At 72.2% G+C, this 21,341-nt stretch carries 19 protein-coding genes and 1 pseudogene; 9 read left to right on the top strand and 11 right to left on the bottom strand.

Features of this window, described 5'->3' with window-relative positions:
* Positions 1-115: 115 nt before the first annotated feature.
* The gene (locus GFH48_RS35705; protein WP_153292195.1) at positions 116-946 is read left to right on the top strand and encodes a DeoR/GlpR family DNA-binding transcription regulator; all 831 of its coding nucleotides are present in this window, start codon (positions 116-118) and stop codon (positions 944-946) included.
* A 109-nt stretch (positions 947-1,055) separates the two neighbouring features.
* Complete coding sequence (locus GFH48_RS35700) at positions 1,056-1,535, top strand: SRPBCC family protein (RefSeq protein WP_153292194.1); 480 nt, start codon at positions 1,056-1,058, stop codon at positions 1,533-1,535.
* A 43-nt stretch (positions 1,536-1,578) separates the two neighbouring features.
* On the opposite strand, the gene GFH48_RS35695 is transcribed toward GFH48_RS35700, so the two are convergent.
* Positions 1,579-2,703 carry a PLP-dependent cysteine synthase family protein gene (locus GFH48_RS35695; protein ID WP_153292193.1) on the bottom strand — a complete coding sequence of 375 codons (1,125 nt, stop codon included), beginning with the start codon at positions 2,701-2,703 and terminating at the stop codon, positions 1,579-1,581.
* Between the two features lie 332 nt (positions 2,704-3,035).
* Here GFH48_RS35695 and GFH48_RS35690 point away from each other — a divergent pair, with 332 nt between their 5' ends.
* Entirely contained in the window at positions 3,036-3,359 is a 324-nt protein-coding gene (locus GFH48_RS35690) for a hypothetical protein (protein ID WP_153292192.1), read from the top strand.
* 262 nt (positions 3,360-3,621) lie between these two features.
* Positions 3,622-4,146, top strand: a complete 525-nt coding sequence (locus tag GFH48_RS35685; protein WP_153292191.1) for an ATP-binding protein — start codon at positions 3,622-3,624, stop codon at positions 4,144-4,146.
* Between the two features lie 65 nt (positions 4,147-4,211).
* Here the strand turns inward: GFH48_RS35685 and GFH48_RS35680 are convergent, their stop codons facing one another.
* The 3 genes from GFH48_RS35680 to GFH48_RS35670 are packed head-to-tail and all read right to left on the bottom strand — an operon-like array spanning position 4,212 to position 7,833.
* On the bottom strand, positions 4,212-6,773 hold the full coding sequence (locus GFH48_RS35680) for an ABC transporter permease (RefSeq protein WP_153292190.1): 2,562 nt from the start codon (positions 6,771-6,773) through the stop codon (positions 4,212-4,214).
* Entirely contained in the window at positions 6,770-7,528 is a 759-nt protein-coding gene (locus GFH48_RS35675) for an ABC transporter ATP-binding protein (RefSeq protein WP_153292189.1), read from the bottom strand. Before GFH48_RS35675 ends, GFH48_RS35680 begins: the two co-directional genes overlap by 4 nt.
* The gene (locus GFH48_RS35670) at positions 7,525-7,833 is read right to left on the bottom strand and encodes an SHOCT domain-containing protein (protein WP_153292188.1); all 309 of its coding nucleotides are present in this window, start codon (positions 7,831-7,833) and stop codon (positions 7,525-7,527) included. The genes GFH48_RS35675 and GFH48_RS35670 overlap by 4 nt, the downstream gene beginning before the upstream one ends.
* 208 nt (positions 7,834-8,041) lie before the next feature.
* Between GFH48_RS35670 and GFH48_RS39555 the strand changes: the two are divergent.
* Positions 8,042-8,472 (top strand): annotated as a pseudogene (locus GFH48_RS39555) (phosphotriesterase family protein); the annotation flags it as partial.
* A gap of 117 nt (positions 8,473-8,589) precedes the next feature.
* On the opposite strand, the gene GFH48_RS35660 reads toward GFH48_RS39555, so the two are convergent.
* Both GFH48_RS35660 and GFH48_RS35655 read right to left on the bottom strand, forming a co-directional pair.
* Complete coding sequence (locus tag GFH48_RS35660) at positions 8,590-9,831, bottom strand: ROK family protein (RefSeq protein ID WP_153292187.1); 1,242 nt, start codon at positions 9,829-9,831, stop codon at positions 8,590-8,592.
* 81 nt (positions 9,832-9,912) lie between these two features.
* Positions 9,913-10,593 carry an alpha-ketoglutarate-dependent dioxygenase AlkB family protein gene (locus tag GFH48_RS35655; RefSeq protein ID WP_153292186.1) on the bottom strand — a complete coding sequence of 227 codons (681 nt, stop codon included), beginning with the start codon at positions 10,591-10,593 and terminating at the stop codon, positions 9,913-9,915.
* A 168-nt stretch (positions 10,594-10,761) separates the two neighbouring features.
* Here GFH48_RS35655 and GFH48_RS35645 point away from each other — a divergent pair, with 168 nt between their 5' ends.
* Complete coding sequence (locus GFH48_RS35645) at positions 10,762-11,904, top strand: methyltransferase (RefSeq protein ID WP_153292185.1); 1,143 nt, start codon at positions 10,762-10,764, stop codon at positions 11,902-11,904.
* Positions 11,905-12,063: 159 nt separating this feature from the next.
* Here the strand turns inward: GFH48_RS35645 and GFH48_RS35640 are convergent, their stop codons facing one another.
* Entirely contained in the window at positions 12,064-14,157 is a 2,094-nt protein-coding gene (locus tag GFH48_RS35640; RefSeq protein ID WP_153292184.1) for a GH92 family glycosyl hydrolase, read from the bottom strand.
* Positions 14,158-14,437: 280 nt separating this feature from the next.
* On the opposite strand from GFH48_RS35640, the gene GFH48_RS35635 reads away from it, so the two are divergent.
* The 3 genes from GFH48_RS35635 to GFH48_RS35625 are packed head-to-tail and all read left to right on the top strand — an operon-like array spanning position 14,438 to position 16,952.
* Positions 14,438-15,577, top strand: coding sequence for an ABC transporter ATP-binding protein (locus GFH48_RS35635; RefSeq protein ID WP_153292183.1), 1,140 nt, complete (start codon positions 14,438-14,440; stop codon positions 15,575-15,577).
* Positions 15,574-16,281: an ABC transporter permease gene (locus tag GFH48_RS35630; RefSeq protein ID WP_153292182.1), complete on the top strand. Its 708-nt coding sequence runs from the start codon at positions 15,574-15,576 to the stop codon at positions 16,279-16,281. Before GFH48_RS35635 ends, GFH48_RS35630 begins: the two co-directional genes overlap by 4 nt.
* The gene (locus GFH48_RS35625) at positions 16,278-16,952 is read left to right on the top strand and encodes an ABC transporter permease (RefSeq protein WP_153292181.1); all 675 of its coding nucleotides are present in this window, start codon (positions 16,278-16,280) and stop codon (positions 16,950-16,952) included. The genes GFH48_RS35630 and GFH48_RS35625 overlap by 4 nt, the downstream gene beginning before the upstream one ends.
* 77 nt (positions 16,953-17,029) lie before the next feature.
* Here GFH48_RS35625 and GFH48_RS35620 read toward each other — a convergent pair whose 3' ends face one another.
* Genes GFH48_RS35620 through GFH48_RS35605 form a run of 4 tightly spaced genes read right to left on the bottom strand, consistent with a single transcriptional unit; the run spans position 17,030 to position 21,297 of the window.
* Positions 17,030-17,641 (bottom strand): GTP-binding protein, encoded by a 612-nt coding sequence (locus GFH48_RS35620; RefSeq protein WP_153292180.1) that lies wholly within the window; start codon positions 17,639-17,641, stop codon positions 17,030-17,032.
* Positions 17,592-18,023 (bottom strand): DUF742 domain-containing protein, encoded by a 432-nt coding sequence (locus GFH48_RS35615; RefSeq protein ID WP_153293273.1) that lies wholly within the window; start codon positions 18,021-18,023, stop codon positions 17,592-17,594. The genes GFH48_RS35620 and GFH48_RS35615 overlap by 50 nt, the downstream gene beginning before the upstream one ends.
* A gap of 59 nt (positions 18,024-18,082) precedes the next feature.
* On the bottom strand, positions 18,083-18,556 hold the full coding sequence (locus GFH48_RS35610; protein WP_148012874.1) for a roadblock/LC7 domain-containing protein: 474 nt from the start codon (positions 18,554-18,556) through the stop codon (positions 18,083-18,085).
* Between the two features lie 2 nt (positions 18,557-18,558).
* The gene (locus tag GFH48_RS35605) at positions 18,559-21,297 is read right to left on the bottom strand and encodes a sensor histidine kinase (RefSeq protein ID WP_228121118.1); all 2,739 of its coding nucleotides are present in this window, start codon (positions 21,295-21,297) and stop codon (positions 18,559-18,561) included.
* Positions 21,298-21,341: the final 44 nt, after the last annotated feature.

Genomic DNA, 21,341 nt, shown 5'->3' with positions numbered 1-21,341 from the left:
GTCGGTACCCCGTGCGAGGATGGGGCGTCCTGGGGGCTCGGAGAGGGAGAATGGCCACGTGGGAGCGGGTTCGGACGGAGTGTCGGGCAGGTCGGACGGAAGGACCGGAGCGGACGTGAGTGAGAATCAGAACCTCCTCGCGGAGCAGCGTCGCGCCCTGATCCTCGACGAGGTGCGGCGCCGGGGCGGCGTCAGGGTGAACGAACTGACCCGCAAGCTCGGGGTCTCCGACATGACGGTCCGCCGCGACCTCGACGCCCTCGCGCGCCAGGGAGTGGTGGAGAAGGTGCACGGCGGTGCGGTGCCGGTCGCCGAGGCGAGTACGCACGAGCCGGGTTTCGAGGCCAAGTCGGGCCTGGAGCTGAGTGCCAAGGAGGACATCGCGCGGGCCGCCGCCCAGCTGGTCGCCCCGGGCACCGCGATCGCCCTCTCGGGCGGCACGACGACGTACGCGCTGGCCCATCGGCTCCTGGACGTGCCGGATCTGACCGTGGTCACCAACTCGGTGCGGGTCGCGGACGTGTTCCACGCCGCGCAGCGCGTCTCCGGTCAGCGGCAGGGGGCGGCCACGGTCGTCCTGACCGGTGGGGTGCGCACGCCATCCGACTCGCTCGTCGGCCCGGTGGCCGACCAGGCCATCGCCGCGCTCCACTTCGACGTGCTGTTCCTGGGGGTGCACGGGATATCCGTGGAAGCGGGTCTGTCGACACCGAACCTGGCGGAGGCCGAGACCAACCGACGGCTGGTGCAGTCCGCACGGCGCGTCGTCGTCGTCGCCGACCACACCAAGTGGGGCACGGTGGGCCTGAGTTCGTTCGCCGCGCTGGAGCAGGTGGACACGCTGGTGACGGACGCCGGGCTGCCGGCCGAGGCACGCGCGGAGATAGCCGAACATCCGACCCACCTCGTGGTGGCCGGTGAACCGGCGGACGGTACAGACATCTGACGGCCCGCCAGCTAGGGTGACGCTGCCCGTGCGGCGGTCCACGGTACGGGTGCGTTCCGGTCACCGTCCGCCCGCGCCCGGGACTCCGTTCCCGTCAGGGGGTTCGTCCATGGCACGCCGTCTGCGCCCGGTGGGTCTCGACTTCGCCGAGACCGCTCCCCTGCGTCTGGTGTTCGCCCGCGAGATGACCGCTCTTCCCGACGCAGTCTTCCGGGCGCTGGCCGAGGACGTGTCCGGCTGGAGCGAGTGGTTCTCGGCCGTGACGCTCGCCCGGCCGAGCGGGGACGGCACCGGGCGCGAGGTGAGGCTGCTGGGCGGGACGCGTTTCCAGGAGACCGTGCTGGCCTCCAGGGCTCCGGAGGTGTACGCGTACCGGGTGGACACCACGAACGCGCCCGGTGCCCGTGCCCTGGTCGAGGAGTGGCGACTGACTCCGGCCGGGAGCGGGACGCGCGTGCAGTGGACGTTCGCCGCCGACGGGACGGCTCCCTTCCGGGTGGCCCTCAAGGTGGGCCGGGCGGGTCTCGGCCGGGCCTTCCGGGACGCGGTCAGGGCACTGGACCGGCGGCTGGCGTCGGCACACACGTGAATCCGGCCCGGACGTCGGTCCCGCGTGCGCGGGCGGTGCGGGTTCAGTCGGGCCAGACGCCCGTGTCCAGGAGCGACGCGATGGCGGACGTGTAGGGCGCGATGTCCAGACCCTGATCGGCCAGCCACGTGTCCGAGTAGTACTTGTCCAGATACCGGTCCCCCGGGTCGCACAACAGGGTGACGACACTGCCGTTGCGTCCCTCGGTCACCATCTCGGCGACGATCTTCAGCGCGCTCCACAGGCCGGTGCCGGTCGAGCCGCCCGCCTTGCGGCCGATGGCCTGTTCCAGTGCCCGTACGGCCGCGACGGTCGCGGCATCGGGCACCTTCATCATCCGGTCGATGGCGCCGGGTACGAAACTCGGTTCCATCCGGGGTCGGCCGATGCCCTCGATCCGCGAGCCGCAGTCGCAGGTGACGTCCGGATCGCCGGTGGTCCAGCCCTCGAAGAAGCACGAGTTCTCCGGGTCGGCGACGCAGATGCGGGTGTCGTACTGCATGTAGTGGACGTAGCGTGCGAGGGTCGCCGAGGTGCCGCCGGTGCCGGCCGTGGCGACGATCCACGCGGGCTCCGGGAAACGCTCCAACTCCAGTTGCCGGAAGATGGATTCGGCGATGTTGTTGTTCCCGCGCCAGTCCGTGGCGCGTTCCGCGTAGGTGAACTGGTCCATGTAGTGGCCGCCGGTCTCGACCGCGAGGGCGGCGGACTCCTCGTACATCCTGCGGGAGTCGTCCACGAAGTGGCACTGCCCGCCGTGGAACTCGATCAGGCGGCACTTCTCGGCGCTCGTCGTGCGGGGCATCACCGCGATGAAGGGCACTCCGACGAGCTTCGCGAAGTACGCCTCGGAGACGGCCGTCGAGCCACTGGACGCCTCGATCACGGGACGGCCCGGACGGATCCAGCCGTTGCACAGGCCGTAGAGGAAGAGCGAACGGGCGAGCCGGTGCTTGAGGCTCCCGGTGGGGTGGGTCGACTCGTCCTTCAGATACAGGTCGATACCCCACGCCTCGGGCAGCGGGAAGCGCAGCAGATGCGTGTCGGCCGAGCGGTTCGCATCGGCGTGCACCTTGCGGACGGCCTCTTTGAGCCAGGTCCGGTACCGCGCGTCGCTGTGGTCGACATCGAGGGTTTCGCCGGTCCGGATCTGCTGGGGGCTGCTCACGGCGGGGCTCCTAACGCATCGCTCCGACGCCGGTCGAGATGGTCGGACGCCCCGATCATAAACACCTTGCGCACGCTTCTCACCTGCATAAACACGTCTTTGAGCGACTCAAAGGCACCCCTGGGGCAGGATGTCCGAAGCGATGGGGGCGCACCCGGTCGAGTGCTCCCGTCCCCGCTGTCACCTCGTCGTGCGCACTGGTGCTCGCCGCTGCCTGCGGGCAGACTGCACCGCACGGGACGGCACTCCCGTGGAGGGCGCGCACACCGGACCGCCGCCCGCGCGGGATCCGGGACAGGGCACAGCCGAGGCGCACAAGGGGGCGGGGCATCATGGCGGAGCCGGAGTTCACGGCCACGGGCGTGCGGATCGGGAAGAGGCTGCGCTCGCTCACCCGGGCCGGGCAGGTCCGGATCAGCGACGGCAGGCTGGAACTGCTCACGAGCTACGGCAGCGAGATCGACAGTGCCCCGGTGCAGGCGGTGCGGGCCTCCAGGCCCTGGTTCGCGCCCGAGGACCGGGCGTTGGCGGATGTCAACGGCACGCGCTACTCGCTGACGCTCGGCGAGCACGACCCCTCGCCCGGCAGGCCGGGACCGCCTTCGGCGCGCCGGTTCATCGAGGCGGTACGCAGGGCGGCGGGGAGCAGCGGCTGACGTGGTCGCCGCGAGGGGCGTGACGGGAGCCTCGTCGCACCGGCGCCGTGACGGCCCGGCGCGCGCCGTGTCCGCCGAACGTGCCGCGAGTTGCGGGACGGCACCCCCTGAGTCACGCTGTTCTCACATCACTCTGGGTTTACCGGCGATAACGCTGCGAACCAGCCCGCCGGACACCACAGCAGGCGGCCGTTCCACTTCAGCCGCCCTGCTGGATCCGATCTCCGTCTTCTTCCGGACCTCAATTCGGGGAGTCGCAGCCGTGATCAGCCAGCCGAACAGGCATTGCGCGGTGGAGCTCCAAGCCCTGCCGTCGCGGATCGGCCAGGTCCGCAGAATCGTTTCTGCGCAATTGCGCTACTGGCATCTGGACCCCTTGATCGACCGGGCCGCGCTCGGCGTGACCGAACTGCTGACCAACGTTCACCTGCACGCCCAGCCGGACAAGGTGTGCACGGTGGAGATCGAGCTGCTGCTCGACCGGCTCACGGTCTCGGTGCACGACCACGACCCCCGCCTGCCCGAGTTGCAGGACGCGGGTCCCACCGCCACCGGCGGGCGGGGTCTGGCGATGGTCGCCGCCGTGAGCGAGAGCTGGGGCGTACGGCCGGACGGGGAGTCGGGCAAGGTCGTGTGGTTCAGCCTTCCCGCGCCCTCGCCCACGGTGGCGGCGCCCGTCCTCGCGCCGTACGACACGCTCCGCGAGCCGACCCTCCGGCACACCGTCGACGCGCTCGACGGGCACAGGCCCGAACACGCTCCCGCCCGGTCCGCCGTTGCCGGCTGACCGGGCGGTGACCCTCTCCCCGTACGCCACGGGCCGGCTCGGGAGGCCGCACGGCCCCCGAGGGGTCACTCCGTGCCGATGGCCCGCAGCACGTCCAGGCGTGCCGCCCGCCGTGCCGGACGCAGCCCCGCGAGGGCTCCGGCCGCGAGGCCCACCAGGGCCACGACGACGAGTCGCGCGGGCGGGACCGCGAAGGCGAAGGCGCTGTCCGACGCGCCGTCGGAGGCCTTCACGAGGACCCAGCCGAGGAACGCACCGAGGGCGAGGCCGCCCGCCGTGCCGAAGGCGGCGACGAGGACCGACTCCCAGCGGACCATGGCCCGCAGTTGCGCGCGGGTCTGTCCGACCGCCCGCAGCAGACCGAGTTCACGGGTGCGTTCGTGGATCGCGAGGGTCAGGGTGTTGGCGATGCCGAGCAGGGCGATGAGCACCGCGAGCGCGAGCAGCGCGTAGACCAGGGTGAGCATCATGTCGATGCCTCCGGCCGAGGACCGCGCGTACTCGTCACGGGTCTGCACCTCGGGGTCGCCGTACCGGGCGGCCACCCGCTGCACCGCGGCCTTGCCGTCGGCCGTGCCGACCCCGTCCGCGAAGGTGACGGCGACGAGCGTGTCGGCGTCCTGGGTACGGTGCGGAGCCCACGCGGCGCGGGTGATCACGTAGTCGCCCGCGAGTTCCGAACGTCCGTAGACCGCGCGGACGGTGAAGTTCATCCGCCGGCCGTCGGTGAAGGCGAGCCGGGCGGTGTCACCGGTCGTGAGGTGCTGCCTGACGGCCTCGCTCCTGGTGACGGCGATCCCGTCGGCACCCAGGTGGTCGAGCGAGCCGCGTACCGCGCCGAGGTCGAAGACCCTGCCGAGCACCGCCGGATCGGTGACGGTCAAGGCGCGGCCCCTCCCGTCGACTTCGGCGACACCACGGCCCAGCCCGACGGCGTACTTCACGGTGGGCAGCCGCGCGATCGCGGGGGCCAGTTCCGGACTCAGTCCGCTGCCGCCCGCCCCGAACGACGGGGTGCTGACGGCCACGTCCCCGGCGAAGGACCGGGAGACCGTGCGGTCCATGGTGGCCTTCAACGAGGCGCCGAAGACCGTGAAGAGCGAGACCACGGCGACACCGACCATCAGGGCGCTCGCGGTGGCCGCGGTCCGCCGGGGACTGCGCAGCGCGTTGCGCCGGGCGAGTGAACCCGTGACGCCCCGCAACCGGTCGAGGGGGACGCCGATGACGCGTACGGCCGTCGAGGACGCGACCGGCCCGAGGACCACGAAGGCGGCGAGAGCCAGCACGGCGCCGAGGCCCGCGAGCCACAGGGAGGGCCGGGCCAGGACGCCGGTCAGGGTGGCCCCCGCCGCGAGCACGGCCAGTGCGGCGCCCACGGCGGCCCGCGCCCGTGAGGCCCCGGACCGGTCTACGGCCGTCTCGCGCAGCGCCGCCAGGGGTGCGGTACGTCCGGCGCGTACGGCGGGCAGCAGGGCGGAGCCGAGGCAGACCAGCACGCCGACCGCGAGGGGCAGCAGCAGCGACAGTCCGCTGATCACCAGGCCGCCGGACGGGAAGGGGAATCCGATGGCCGGGAAGAGTGCCCGCAGCCCGGCCGCGATGCCGATACCGCCCCCGAGGCCGGCCGCCGACGCGGCCACGGCGACCGCGCTCGCCTCCACCAGGGTCGAGACGGTCACCTGGCGGCGGGAGGCGCCGAGTGCCCGCAACAGGGCGTTCTCGCGGGTGCGTTGGACGACGACGATCGCGAAGGTGTTGTGGATGGAGAAGGTCGCGACGAGCAGGGCGACGCCGGAGAAGACGAGCAGGAAGGTGGTGAAGACGGTCAGGAACTGGCTGGAGATCATGTCGGTGTTCTCCTGCGCCGACGCCTGGCCGGTGATCGCCTCGACGCCGTCGGGCAGCAGCGGGGCCAGGCCGGCGACGAGCTTCTCCTGGCCGACCCCGGGGGCCGCCCGCACCCGGATGCCCGCGGCCTCGCCGGGCTTCGCCGTGAGGTACTTCTCGGCGTCGGCCTGTGTCATGCCGGTGAAGGTCACCTGCGCCATGCCGTCCTCACCGCCGAAGGTCGCGAGGCCCACGATGGTCACCCTGACGGGGTCCGGAGTGCGCAGGGTCGTCGTGTCCCCGATCCCCAGGCCGCCCTTCCTCGCGGCACCCCGGTTGATCACGACCTCGCCGGACCGCGCGGGCGCACGGCCTTCGGCGATCCGGTACGCGTTGAGCCCGGGGTCCTCGATCCAGTTGCCCGCGAGGGTGGGCGGGCCCTGGCCGCCGATGGGCTTGCCGTGGGCGTCGACGAGCTGGCCCGCTCCCTCGATGTCGGGCACGGCGGCGGCCACCCCGGGGGCCCTCTCGATCGTCCTCACCAGGGAGACGTCCACGGGTCGCCGGACACCCCGGCTCTCGCCCGGCGTGGTGATGGTGTCGGCGCCGCGGACGACCGCGTCGGTGCCTTTCGCCGCGTTGCCGAACATGGTGTCGAAACTGGCTCGCAGGGTGTCGCCCATGACCAGTGTTCCGGCCAGGAAGGCGACGCCGAGGAACACCGCCACGAACGTACCGGCGAAGCGCCGTCCGTGGGCGCGCAGCGAGGCGACGCTGATGCGGAGCGAGGCGTTCACGAGGGCGCCCCCTTGGTGTCGAGGGCCTTCATGCGGTCCAGCACCTTGTCGGCGGTCGGGGCTTGCATCCGGTCCACGAGGCGGCCGTCGGCGAGGAAGACGACCTCGTCGGCGTGGGCCGCGGCCACCGGGTCGTGGGTGACCATGACGACCGTGCGGTTCGTCCGGCGGACCGCGTCGCCCAGCAGGTCGAGGACCTCGGCGCCGGCCCGGGAGTCGAGGTTCCCGGTGGGTTCGTCGGCGAAGACGATGTCGGGCCGCCCGGCGAACGCCCGTGCCACGGCGACACGTTGCTGTTGCCCGCCGGAGAGTTCGGCCGGGCGGTGGTGGAGCCGGTCACGCAGCCCCACGACGTCGATGAGCGCGTCGATCCACTCGGGGGATCCCTTGGTCCCGGCGAGGTCCAGGGGCAACGTGATGTTCTCCGCGACGGTGAGCGTCGGAATCAGGTTGAACGCCTGGAAGACGAAGCCGACATGGTCGCGGCGCAGCAGGGTGAGTCGCCGGTCGTCGAGGGTGCTCAGCTCCGTGTCCCCGATGAACGCGGTGCCCGAGGAGAGCGTGTCCAGGCCCGCCGCGCAGTGCATCAGAGTGGACTTGCCGGAGCCCGAGGGCCCCATGATCGCGGTGAAACGCCCGGCCGGAAAGCCCACGCTCACCCCGTCGAGGGCCCGTACGGCGGTGTCGCCGCTGCCGTACACCTTCACGGCGCCGGTGACGCCCGCGGCCGGACGTGTCGTGGTCAGCGTGGTCATGCCGTTCCCCCCTTGCCCGTGAGTCCGAACTGCTCGTCGAGCACGGAGAGCCGGCGCCAGTACTCGTCCTCGTCGATCTCGCCGGACGCGAAACGGCGGCCGAGCACGGCGATCGGCGAGTCGCCCGTCGCCCGGTGCGGCGCGGCCGGACCGAGGTCGCCCCGGCCGCGCCACGGCCCGCGGCCACCCCGCCAGGCCGTGCGGCGCAGGACGGTCACCACACCGATCACGGCGGCCGCCCAGATCAGCGGGAACAAGAGGATCCACGGCCCGGGGCCGCCGTCCCAGTTCGCCAGGGTCTGCATCTCGGGTCATCTCCTCGTCGGGTCTGCTGTGTTGCACAGAGAGTCGCTCCCGAAGTGCCCCCGGGTCGTCGTACGGCCAGCGGCAGTGCGCGTACCTCCTCGGGAGTACGCGGGACGGCTTCGGCTGCTTCCTTCCGCTCCGGCCCCGGGCCCCTCCGCCGCACGCACGAGCCCTGTACCTACTTGGCGCCGCCTACGACATGGCGATCGTGCTCGCGGGCGGCTTCACGGCCTGGGGCCGCACGCCCGCTGGACGACGGCCGCCGTGGCGGAGGCCCACCGGGCCACGGGCGCGCCGATCGCCGTACACCTGGAGCCGGGCACGGCCGGGCTCGACGTACTCGACGTACTCGCCCTGCTGTGCGGCGAGTTGGGCGTTTCCGCGCACCGGGTGATCCTGGGCCATCGGAACCGTTCGCCGGACTTCCTGGCGCATCGTCAGACCGTCGGCCCCGGCGCGTACTTGGCCTTCGACGGCCCCTCCCGGCCCCACCGTTCCACCGTTCCACCGACCGGCGTATGCCCGACGCCCTGGGCGAGGAGCTGGTGGACCGCATCCTCACCGAGAACCCCGGACGTGCCTTCGCCGTGGAGTGGAGTCCGTCCTTCCCCGTCGCCGTCGGACCGGCCGAGAGGTGAGCGGCACCGCGGTCCGACCGTCGCGGGCGGGAGCGGGCGCCGCGACGGGTCATGTCGGCACGGGTCCGCGTGGCCGCGGCTCACGTCAGGCGTGAGCCGGCGCCGTCACCGATCACGTCAGGCGTCGGCCAGCGCCGCCGGCGGGTCGTCCAGTACCGGCTGCCACGCCAACTCGGCGGCCCCCACGAGGCTGTTGTGGTCCAGCGTGCAGGCGAGGATCGGCACACCGCCGCTCTGTCCCCACAGGCTGCGGTCGGCGACGACGGCGCGCAGTCGGTCCGGGTCGGCGTCGAGGAGACTGCGGTGCAGCCCACCGAGGATGATCCGGTCGGGGTTGAGGATGTTGACCAGTCCCGCGAGTCCGAGGCCCAGCCGGTCGATCAGGGCCTCGGTGGCCGTGCGTACGGACGGGTCCGTGTAGTGGTTGCGGATGAGGTCGTTGGACTGCTCCAGCAGCGACACCTCGGGGCCCGGGTCGCGGCCCGCCGCCGTGAGGAACGCCAGCGGGTCGGCCTCGACGTCGAGGCAGCCGCGGCTGCCGCAGTGGCAGGGCCGGCCCTCGGGATTGACGGTGAGGTGGCCGACTTCGAGGGCGAGGCCCGAACTGCCGGTGTGCAGGCGGCCGTCGAGCACCAGCGCACCCCCGACGCCCCGATGTCCGGTGGCGACGCAGAGCAGGTCACGGGAGCCGCGGCCCGCTCCGTGCCGGTGTTCGGCGAGGGCGGCGAGGTTGACGTCGTTGGCCGCGAAGGCCGGTCCCTGGATGCCCGCCGCGCGCACCCGCTCGGCGAAGATCTGACGCACCGGGGCGCCCGCGGGCCACGCCAGGTGCAACGGGTTGAGGGCGAGTCCGTCCGGCTCGGCGACAGCGGACGGCACTGCCAGCCCGGCGCCCACGCAGCGCCGTCCGGTCGCGTGGAGCAGCTCCGCGCCCGCCTCGACGACGGAGCCGAGCACCTTCGCCGGATCGGCGTCGACGATCTCGCAGCCGGGCGCGGTGGCGACGATCCGGCCTCCGAGTCCGACGAGCGCGGCCCGGAAGCCGTCGGCGTGCACCTGCGCGGCGAGAGCGACCGGACCGTCCTCGGCGACGTCGAGACGGTGCGAGGGCCGCCCCTGCGAACCGGCCGCCGCGCCGGGCCGGGCGTCGACCCGGATCAGCCCCAGCGCCTCCAGTTCCGCGGCCACCGCGCCCGCGGTCGCCCGGGTCACTCCCAGCTCGGCGGTGAGCACGGCACGCGTCGGCGCACGTCCGGTGTGCACGAGTTCGAGTGCCGGTCCAAGGGCACCGCGCCCCCGGTCCAGCCGCGTCCGTGTGTTCCCTTCCCCCGCCACCCGGGGGCCCGCCTTGCCGTTCATGAGGGCGAGTCTCCCATGATCCGCTCGAACGGTGACCCGTCCGGCCGTCCGGAAACCCTCACCTCCGGCGTGACGTTCCGCTCACCGGTCACTCACCCACGGTTTCGGATCCGGAGGGAAGCCGCTGACCCGGAGGGTGATGTTCAGGCGCCCGCTCAGTCCGAGTTCGGGCGGGGCCGTGCCGGCGTACACCCGGGGCACCCCGTGGTAGGCCGACCGGGACTCCCCGCCGAACACGAACAGGTCCCCGCTGCGCAGTTCCACGTCGACGTAGGGCCTCGCCCGTGACCCGGCGTTCCCGAACCGGAAGACACAGGTGTCGCCGAGGCTCAGCGACACGACCGGCGCGTCCGACCGCTCGTCGCCGTCGCGGTGCATGCCCATGCGGGCGTCCGCGCCGTAGAAATTGATCAGCGCGATGTCGTACGCCGACGACACCGCGTCGGCGCCGAGCGCGTCCGTCACCGCGCGCCGCCCCAGTTCGTCCAGCCAGGCAGGGAAGGGCTTCACGGGGGTGCCGTCGCCGTCGACGGCCGTGCGCGCGTACCGGTAGGGGTACCAGTGCCAGCCGAGGCACACCTGGCGCGAGGTCATCGTGCCGCCACCGGGCGTGCGGACCGTGCGCAGTCCGGCAGGCGGAAGGGCCCAGAGCCGGCAGGCCTCCAGCAGCTCCCGCCCGAGGCCGGCGTCGAGCCAGTCGGGCATGTGCACCGCACCCGGCGCGACCTCCCTGCGGGTACGGGGAAACAGCTCGCCGTCCATGGAACCCATCATCACGCATCCACCGGCCCACCCTCCCCTCCTCCCTCTCCCCCGCCTCCCCCGCCTCCCCCGCCTCCCCCGCCTCCCCCGCCTCCCGGGACGGTCCCCGACGGTTCGTGACGCTCCCCGGCCGGGCGCGGGGCCGCGCTCGGCTAGCCTTGACCCACGATGAACGACCGTATGACCACACCCTGGGCCGAGTACGCGCTGACCCGCTTCCCCGAGGACCCCCGCGACCAGCTGCGTGCCTGGGACGCCGCCGACACGTATCTGCTGCGGCACCTCACGGAGAGCGGCACCTCGCTGTCCGGGACGGTCGTGGTGGTCAGCGACCGCTGGGGCGCGCTCACCACGGCGCTGTCGCAGCACCGGCCGACGCAGATCACCGACTCGTTCCTCACCCAGGAGGCGACCCGGGCGAACCTGGCCCGCAACGGAGCCGCGGCGGACGCGGCACGCCTCCTCACCACGCAGGACGCACCGCCGGACCGCGTCGACGTGCTCCTCGTCCGGGTGCCGAAGAGCCTCGCCCTGCTGGAGGACCAGCTGCACCGGCTGGCACCCGGCGTGCACGAGGGGACCGTCGTCGTCGGCACGGGCATGGTCAAGGAGATCCACACCTCGACGCTGCGCCTCTTCGAGCGCGTCCTCGGCCCGACCCGCACCTCGCTGGCCGAGAAGAAGGCCCGGCTGATCTTCTGCACCCCGTTCGAGGGACTGGCGCGGGAACCCAATCCATGGCCCTACCGCTACCGGCTGCCCGAGGGCGTTGGCCAGGTCTCCGGCCGCACCGTGACCAACCACGCCGGTGTGTTCTGTGCCGACCGTCTCGACATCGGCACCCGGTTCCTCCTCCAGCACCTCCCGCGCGGCCGCGACGGCGAGCGGGTCGTCGATCTGGGATGCGGCAACGGGGTCGTCGGTACGGCGATCGCGCTGGCCGACCCGGCGGCCGAGGTGCTGTTCGTCGACGAGTCGTACCAGGCGGTGGCCTCGGCGCGGGAGACGTACCGGGCGAACGCCGGAGGCGGCGCGGAGTTCCTGGTCGGCGACGGGCTGACCGGGATCCCGCCGGAGAGCGTGGACCTCGTCGTGAACAATCCGCCGTTCCACTCGCACCAGGCGACGACGGACACCACCGCCTGGCGGATGTTCTCGGGGGCGCGCCGCGCGCTGCGGCCGGGGGGCGAGCTGTGGGTGATCGGGAATCGTCACCTCGGTTACCACCTGAAGCTGCGCCGCCTGTTCGGCAACAGTGAACTCGTGGCGAGCGACGCGAAGTTCGTGGTGCTGCGGGCCGTCAGGAAGTAACCGCGCGGTGTGCCGCCGCGCGTTCACGACGGCGGACGGCGTCACGACAGCGTCGCGGGCGGCCAGGGTCCGACGCGGTCCGCCGCAATGCGCCGCGCGGTCATCCGTCCCGGTGTGGAGGTGCGCCGACAACGCCGACGCTCTCGCCCACCCGCTCCGTCACAGGCCCTTGCGCGGGCCCGCCGTGCGGGTGAGCGTGCTCAGGTCGAGACTGGTGGCCGAGGCCTCGCGCGCGGTGATCGCGATCCTCGGGCCGCCCGGGCGGTGCAGGGTGATGGTGGGGAAGAGCGGCTCCGCCAGGGCCAGTTGGCCGGTGCCGGGTGTCTGCGGGTACATGCCCAGAGCGGCCCAGACCGCCCAGGAGGACATCGCGCCGAGGTCGTCGTTGCCGACGAGACCGTCCGGCCGGTCGGCGAACAGGGTGGCCAGGGCACGGCGGACGGTCTCACGGGCGCGGTCGGGACGGCCCGCGTAGTCGTACGCCCAAGGGGTGTCGAAGGAGGGCTCGTTGCCCAGATAGGCGTACGGCTCGATGCCGCCCGCGTTGAGCCGGGTGAAGAAGGTGTCGAGGCGGCCGGTGACCGCGGCGTTCCCGCCCATCAGGCGGAAGAGGCCGGGAAGGTCGTGCGGGACCATCCAGGTGTACTGGGCGGCGTTGCCCTCCACGTAGTCGGTGGTCTGCGCGGGGTCGAAGGCGGGCCAGCTTCCGTCGGCGGCGCGCGGCTGGAGGTAGCCGGTGGCCGGGTTGAAGAGGTTGCGCCAGTTCCCGGAGGCCTTCAACAGGGTGCGGTACGAGGCGGTGTCGCCGAGGCTCTGGGCGAGCTGGGCCAACGCGTGGTCGCAGACGGCGTATTCGAGGGTGGTGGCCGCCGTACCCCACACGCCCTTGGCGCCCGTGGGAACGTAGCCGAGGGTGTCGTACTGCCGGTGTCCGGGCCGCTGGCGCTCGTCCTCGCGGCCCGCCATGGCGGCGCGCAGCAGGCCGCGGGCGTCGAAGTCGGTGGCGCCGAAGGCGTGCACGGCGGAGGCGATCACCGGCAGCGGATCACCGACCATGACGCCGGTGCCGCCGTTCGCGACGGTCCAGCGGTCGAAATAGCCTGCCTGGAGACCTTGGTCGAGGACGGACTGCGCGATGTCGGAGGCCTCGCCCGGGGCCAGCAGGGCGAGCAGCTGGACCTGGGAGCGGTAGACGTCCCAGCCGGAGAAGTCGGCGTACTGGACGTGACCCGCGCGGGTGCGGTGCACGGTGCCGTCCATGCCCGGGTACCGGCCGTCGGTGTCGCTGAACGCGCTGGGGTGCAGGAGCGCGTGGTAGAGGGCGGTGTAGAAGACGCGGCGCTGGACCTCGGTGCCGCCGCCCACGGCGATACGGCCGAGCCAGTCGTTCCAGCGGGCGCGGGCGGCGCGCCGGACGTCGTCGTAGGCGAGCCCCCGCTGCTCGGCCGTGACGTTGCGGAGCGCGCCCTCGACGTCCACGAACGAGACGCCGACCCGGACGGTCACCGTGCGGACCTCGGGGCCGAAGGAGACCAGGGCCGCACCGGGCCTGCCGTCCGGGTGGACGGCGTGGGCGAAGGGGTGGTCGAACTCGGCGTGGAAGTGGAGCCGGTAGCGGTTGTGCGACTTGCAGAAACCGCCGCTGTCCGTGAAGCCGGACAGGGTGTTGGCGCCGATCGCGACCGTTCCGGTGGCCGCGTTGAACGCCTTGCCCGCGTCGACGCTCAGCGCGGCGGGCCGGCCGGCGGTGGCCGGGTAGGTGAAGCGGGCGACGCCGGACCTCTGGGTTGCGGCGAGTTCGGTGCGGATGCCGTTGTCGAACGTGACCCGGTAGTTGCCGGGCGACGCCTGCTCATGGCTGTGGGAGAAGGTGGCCTGCCCGGTCGTGTCGCCGTCGAGCAGCGGCATGAAGGGCACGTTGCCGTAGTCCTTGCATCCGGCTCCGGAGAGGTGGGTGAGGCTGAATCCCCGGATCCGGTTGTCGCCGTACGCGTAACCACCGTGCTGGTAGGTCACCGTGTCCGGGCTCCACTGCACCCGGCCGAGCGGTGCCGTCGCTCCGGGGAAGGTGTTCCCGGCGCCCCCGCCGTGGCCGAAATCGGTCCCTCCGGGTGCGGTGCCGACGAAGGGGTTCACATAGCGTGCCGGGTCGGTGACCGTGTCGTCCGCGACGGCGCGCGCGGTCGGTGCGGTCGTCGACACGACGAGGACGGCGGCGCCGGCCAGCGCGGCCCGGTGGAAGGGGAATCGCACGAGGTCTCTCCGGGCTGTGGCAGGGACTGCGTCCCCGGGCGGCGGGCGTGAGGGCGACAGTCTCACCGGGCACCGGCGATCGCGCGGCGCCGCCACGCCCGGAGGTCACCCGCCCGGTGGAGAGAGCGCCGGCCGCGGTGCCGCGCGCTCCACCTGGGCATCACGCGACAGGGACCCCCCTGGGGTGACCGAACGTACGCGCCAACTGGCTAGACTACGCACCCTCGTGCACGTGATCCGGTCACGTCCGATCACAGCCGTTCCCGAAGGGTTTCGACGCTTGATAGCCATCGAAGATGTCAGCAAGCGATATGCCGACGGCACGGTGGCCGTCGATCGCCTGTCCCTACAGATACCGAACCACTCCATCACCGTGCTCGTCGGACCGTCGGGGTGCGGCAAGACCACCACGCTGCGCATGATCAACCGCATGGTCGAGCCGACCAGCGGCACGATCCGGGTCGACGGCGAGGACATCACGCGCCGGCCGGTCAACGCCCTGCGCCAGTCCATGGGTTACGTCATCCAGAACGCCGGGCTCTTCCAGCACCGTACGATCCTCGACAACATCGCCACGGTGCCGCGGCTGCTCGGCTGGTCCAAGCAGCGTGCCCGCGCCCGCGCGGCGGAGCTGATGGAACGGGTCGGGCTCGATCCGGGCATGGCCCGCCGCTACCCGTACCAGCTCTCCGGCGGTCAGCAGCAGCGCGTCGGTGTCGCCCGCGCGCTGGCGGCGGACCCGCCGATCCTGCTGATGGACGAGCCCTTCTCCGCCGTCGACCCGGTCGTCCGGCGCGGTCTGCAGGAGGAGTTGCTGCGCATCCAGGGCGAACTGGGCAAGGCCATCGTGTTCGTCACCCACGACATGGACGAGGCCATCACGGTCGGCGATCGCGTTGCGGTGCTGCGCACCGGCGGCAAACTAGCCCAGTTCGCCGCCCCCGACGAGCTGTTGTCGGCGCCCGCCGACGCGTTCGTGGAGGAGTTCCTCGGTGGCGACCGGGGCATCCGCGGTCTGTCGTTCCTGTCCACGCGCGATCTCGCGCTCGACCGCTCGCAGGTCTTCCCGGTCGGCACCGACTGGCAGCATCTCGCCGGGCAACGGGCCGCTCAGGCACCGGTCCTGGTCACCGACGCCGACGGCAAGCCCCTGGGCTGGGCCGACTTGACGGTGTGGACGGGCGAGGTACGCTCCCTGGAGCCCTACGGGCAGGGCTTCGAGGTGGGACGGGACTCGCTGCGGGTCGCGCTGGACCGGGCGGTGCTGTCGCCCACGGGACAGGCGGTCGGCGTGGACGCGTCCGGAAAGGTGCTGGGGCTCGCCGGCCAGGAGACGGTCGCCGCGGCGATCCGCGCGGCCCGGCAGCGGCGCGCGGCGGACACCGCGCAGGGGTCCGCGCCCGCGAAGGCCGTTCGATGAACGGGTTCTTCGACATCCCGAGCGACCTCCAGAGCAGCTACGCCGGTCTGATCGGCGGGCACATGCTGGAGGCGCTGGTCCCCGTGCTCGTCGGTCTGCTGCTGGCGTTGCCGATCGGTCTGCTCTGTGTCCGCTTCGGCTGGATCTATCCGCCGGTGCTGTGGACCACCACGGTGCTGTACGCGATCCCGTCGATCGCCTTCTTCGTGGTGCTCATCGACTACACGGGGCTGAGCCGGACCACCGTCATGATCCCGCTGTGCCTGTACAGCCTCGTGGTGATCGTCCCGGCGGTCGTCGACGGCGTCCGCTCGGTGCCCGAGGAGACGAACGCGGCCGCGGCCGCGATGGGCATCGGCACCGTACGCCGCTACCTCCAGGTCCAACTGCCCATCGCCGTACCGGCGATCATGGCCGGACTGCGGGTGGCCACCGCCTCCAGCATCAGCCTGGTCAGCGTCGGATCGCTGATCGGCAACCAGGGGGCACTCGGTAATCTGCTGACCACCGCGATGCTCTACCACCGCCCGCTGCTCGCCGTGAACTCGGTGGTCACCACCGCCGTCCTCGCGGTGCTGATCGACGCCCTGCTCGTGCTGCTCCAGCGGGTCCTCACCCCCTGGCAGCCGCCCTCGTCCCGCAGGGCCGGGCGCGGTAGGTCCACGATCCCGGGCCCCACCCGTACACCGGAGAGCGTCTCGTGAACGTACTGAACTTCATGCAGTCCTTCTTCAGCGACGGATCCCACTGGCACGGCTACGACGGCATCCCGCAGCGTGTGTGGGAGCACATCCAGTACACGGCCGGGGCACTGTCCATCGCCGCGGCCGTCGGTCTGCCGATCGGTCTGGTCACCGGACACACGGGCCGCGGTGGCAACGCGCTCGCCTTCGTGTCGGCGGGTGCCCGCGCCCTGCCCACCTTCGGCCTGCTGGTGCTGATGTTCGTCTGGCTGGGCCTCGGTATCGTGCCCGTGATGATCCCGCTCGTGGTGCTGGCGATCCCCCCGATCCTCATCACCACCTACGAGGCGATCCGCACCGTGGACCCGTCCCCCGTGGACGCCGCCCGGGGCATGGGCATGGCGGAGCGGAAGATCCTGTTCCAGGTCGAGGTGCCCGCGGCGCTGCCGCTGATCCTCAGCGGCCTGCGCTCGGCGGCGATCCAGATCGTCTCGACGGCGACGATCGCGGCCTATGTGAGTCTGGGCGGGGTCGGCCGGTACATCCTGGACGGGCTGTACCAGCGCAACTACGAGAAGGTGGCGGGCGGTGCCGCGCTCACCGCCGTGCTGGCACTGCTCGTGCTCGTGCTGTTCTGGGCCATCACGCGGGTGGCGGTGTCCCCCGGGGTGCGCAGGCGCCGCACGGTCTGACGCGAGGCGGGAACAACGTCGAGAAGGGGGGACGGGCCGGGCCCGTCCCCCCTTCTCGTGCCGTCACTGCCGGACTCTCACTTCTCCGCTCTGGCCAGGGCGTGTTCGAGGACGACGAGGAGCGCGTCCCGCACCGATCCGCGTTCGCGGGCGTCGAACACGGTGAGCGGCACGTGGTCGCCCACGTCGAGCGCCCACCGTACGTCGTTGAGGTCGTGCTCGACCTTGCCGTCGAAGGCGTTGACCGCCACCGCGAAGGGAATCTCGCGGTGCTCGAAGTAGTCGACGGCCGCGTAGCAGTCGTCGAGCCGGCGGGTGTCGACGATGACGAGCCCGCCGAGGGCGCCCTCGACCAGGTCGTCCCACATGAACCCGAACCGTTCCTGGCCCGGCGTGCCGAACAGGTAGAGCTTCAGGGTCGGATCCAGCGTGACGCACCCGAAGTCCATGGCGACGGTGGTCGTCATCTTCTCCGGGGTGTGGGAGAGGTCGTCGATGCCCGCGGCGACCGAGGTGATGGACGCCTCGGTGGTGAGCGGCTCTATTTCGGAGATGGCACCCACCGTGGTGGTCTTGCCGACGCCGAAGCCGCCCGCGATGACCATCTTCACCGGCATGGGCGGCCGGGACGCCTCGGAGTCAGCGCTCACGGATCGCGCCCCGGGAGTCGGGGATAGCTCGGAGACCATCGATAACCCTTCGCAATACGGTGGCGTCGCGGGCGGATTCGGCCTGCGGTGCGTACAAGGCCAGTTGACCGTCGGCGCGCAGATCGTCGGCGAGCACCCTGATCACATTCAAATGCATCCGCAGCTTCGCCGCGATCTCCGCCAGCGACTGCGGCCGGCGGCAGACCGTGATGATGTCGCGGTGCTGGTCGAAGACGAAGGCCTCCAGCGTGGCCAGACCGAGTTCGGTCGCGACGACCTGTGTCTCGATCGGGATCGGTGGCACCAGGCTGTCACCTCCGGCGATCCGTCCCGCGGTCAGCAGGAATGGCCGGACGACCGACGCGGGGGGTTCGACACCCCACGCGCCGTCGTCGGAGGCTGCTGGCTCGCCGGCCGTCATCACGTCCTCACCCTTCACCTCGCGGGTCGTCACGGCCTTCGCGACGCCCCCGCCGACCGTCAACGGGTCGGCGCGATCCCCACGGTGTTCTTGAGCTCCATGACCAGTTGCGGACTCAGGGCGGCGCCCGCGCGGTTGGCGAAGAGGGTCATCTCGTACGCGATGTTCCCGAGCTTCGCCTCCTTCGAGGCGACCACGCCGAGCACCGCGCCGGCGCCCAGCGCGGACACCAGGACGTGGCCTTCCTCCAGGTCGATGATGACCTTGTTGAGCCCGCCGAGGCCGTAGTTGCCCGACGCGCCCATGGCGAGGCTGGTGATCCCGGAGACGATGGCCGCGAGCCGCTCCGAGTCTGCCTTGCCGCGCAGTTGGGACACCGCGATCAGCAGACCGTCGGAGGAGACCCCGATCACGTCGACGACCCCGGCCGTCTCGGTGGCGAAACGATTGAGCAGCCAATTGAAGTCGGCAGCGGCGGTCTTCACGTCCGTCGCCGGTTCCACGGCCGCGGACTCGGGTCCACCTGTCCACATGGTCACTTGCTCGTGCCTTCCGGGAATGAGGGTCGGTTGTTCTCTGTGCTGTGTTCGGTCGAGATGTCGGGCCGGCCCCCTGAACGGGCCGGTCCGCCGCCGATACCTGGGTATCCGGCCGCGCTCTCACGCTCGGCCCGCAGGACGGCTTCCTCGAACTCGTCGATCTCGGAGCGCGCCGCCTCCGCGTCGGCGGTCTGCCAGGCGGACGGGCGCGGATTGGGGGTGCCGGCGGCTTGTCTGGGCAGCCGGGTCGAGGCGGTGGTGGCCTGGAGGGTCGCACCGCGCACGCGGCGCCGCAGCGGACTGGCACCGCCCTCGGCCGGTGGCGTCGGAGCGTTGCCGGACGCCACCGGGGCCGGGCCCTGACGGTGTCCCGGACTCCCGCCACGGGGCGGTTGTCCGAGGTCGCCGTCCGTGGGGCGGGGCGACTGTCCGAGGCCGCCGCCCGCGGTACGCGGTGGCAGTCCGAGTCCGCCCACGGCGCCGGTGCCACGCTGCCGCACCGGACCGCCGGCAGCGCTCCGCGGCAGGCCGTGTCCCGGCGTCTCGCGGGCTGCGGGGCCCGGACGTCCCGCCGTCTCGTGGGTTGCGGAGCCGGGGCGTGCCGGTGCTCCGGGGGCCGCCGCGCCACCCGGCCTGGGCCGGGTCGCGGGGCCGCCGTAGCCCGTCCCGGCCTCGGACGCCGGTTCCTGACGGCCCGCGTGACCGGAGGGCTCCGGGCCGCGGCTGCGGGCGGGAATCCTGCGGGGCAGGTCCGCGGGACCCGGCTCTGGATCGACGGCGGCCGGGCGCGGTTCGGCGAGACCCGAACGGCGCGGCGGCGGCAGGATGTGCGGGGCCCTGGTCGCGGCTCCGGTGGGGTCGGCCAGCAGCAGGTGGGAGGCGGGCACCGCGACGGTGGCCGTGACACCGCCGCCCGGGGTGCGGGTGAGGACGACCTCGATGCCCCAGCGCCGGGAGAGACCACCGACCACGAAGAGGCCGAGCACCTCGGTCGGGGCGAGGTCCAGCCGTTCACGGCGGATCAGGCGGGCGTTCTCCTCCTCCAGCCGCTCGACGCTCATCCCGAGCCCGTGGTCGATGATCTCGATGAGAGCACCGCCGCCGGAGCCGTGCCTGGGTCTCAGGGCCACCTCGACACTGCTGGACGCCGGGGAGAACGTCACCGCGTTCTCCAGGAGTTCGGCGAGCATCAGCGTCAGGTCGCCGACGATGTCGGGCGCGACGGTCACATCGCCCTCGGCGTGCGGGGTGACGCGCTGATAGCCCTCGATCTGGCCGAGCGCCGCACGGACGACGTTACTGAGCCGCATGGGGCCGGAGTTGAGGCCCGTCTCGCGGATGCCGGCGAGCAGCATCAGGCTGTCGGCGTTGCGCTGGAGGCGTACGGCGATGTGGTCGATGCGGTAGAGCCGGTCCAGTACCTCGGGGTCGGTCTCGCCGCGTTCCACGGAGTCGATCAACGCGAGTTGCCGTGCCGTCAGGTTGCTGACGCGGTGGCCGACGTTGCCGAACATCTCGGCGATGTTGCGGCGGCTGACGACCTGGCGTTCCAGCAGGGCACTCGCGGTGACCTGCACCTGGTTGAAGGCTTCGGCGAGTTCGCCGATCTCGTCGCGGACCGGGACGGGAACGGCTTCGAGCCGCGGCGGACCCGCGTCGTCGGCGTCGTCGTCCGCGACTCGGGCGAGTTCGGTCTCGGCCGCGGCCGCCACGTGCTGGGCCGCCTGGGTGAGGCTGCGCACCGTGCGCACCACGGAGCGGCGCACGAGCACCGAGAACAGGATCCAGGCCGCGAAGGCGGCGAGGTTCGCGGCCACCAGCCACAGCACCTGCCACCAGGCGTCGTCGGACGCCTCCTGGGTGTCGGCGGCGATGTCGTTGATCAGCGACTCGGTGATCTTCAGCCGGTTCTGGGCCTGGCGCTCGTAGGTCGGGTCGGCGGTCAGCGCGCCCTGGAGCGCGGTACGCAGCTGAGCCGGGCTCTCGGCGACCAGGCCACTGGGGTCCACCTGGAGCGCCGCGTAGTGCTGGGCGATGACGCTCTGGTAGGCACTGTGCTCGATCGAGGCGAGTTCGGCGCCCTGCTCCTGGCTCGCGAACCGGGTGAAGCGCTCGGCCTGGTAGGTGTACTGCTCGTAGTCGCCGACGGCTCCGGTGTACTCGATGAGCGCGTTGGCGTCGCGGGTGCGGGCCGCGAAGACGCTGGTCTCGAAGGACGCGTGGGCGGTGTCGGCACGCAGCAGCGCGTCGAGCAGGTTGCCGGCGGACTCCGAGGACTCACCGCCCGACTGGCCCAGTCCGAGACCGTTGATGAGGCCCTCGATCACCGATCCGTACGCCGGGTCGATGTTGTCCGCGGGGATCGGGCTCTGCTCGATGGTCTTGCGGAGGCTGTCGAGGCCCTCCAGCTCCTTGAGCGCCTGGGCCTCGGCCTCGGGCAGCCGCTCGCCGTAGGTGGCGCGGACGGCTTCGGCCTGGGCGGTGACCTTCCGCTGCGCCTGGAGGAAGGCGGAGGTGTCGGGCGCCTTGTCGCCGGGGCGGGCGGCCTCGTGGCGCAGCGAGACCAGGAGCGCCTGCCGGTGCTCGGTCTGCACCCCGTCGATCAGTTTGGTCACCTGCGCACTGTCCCGAACGAGACGGGCCGTCGCGGCCGCGGAACGGGCCGAGTCCATCTCGGAATAGACGATGTAGGCGATCATCGCGGAAACGACGGCCAACGGAACAATGACGAGCACATTGAGTTTCCGTCGGAAAGGCCAACGGTCGAGGAGGGAGGGCG

The organism is Streptomyces fagopyri (genome assembly GCF_009498275.1).
GTDB classification, from domain to species: Bacteria; Actinomycetota; Actinomycetes; order Streptomycetales; family Streptomycetaceae; genus Streptomyces; species Streptomyces fagopyri.
The sequence above is the reverse complement of the archived record's forward strand: the minus strand, read 5'-3'. Positions and strand labels throughout refer to the sequence as shown.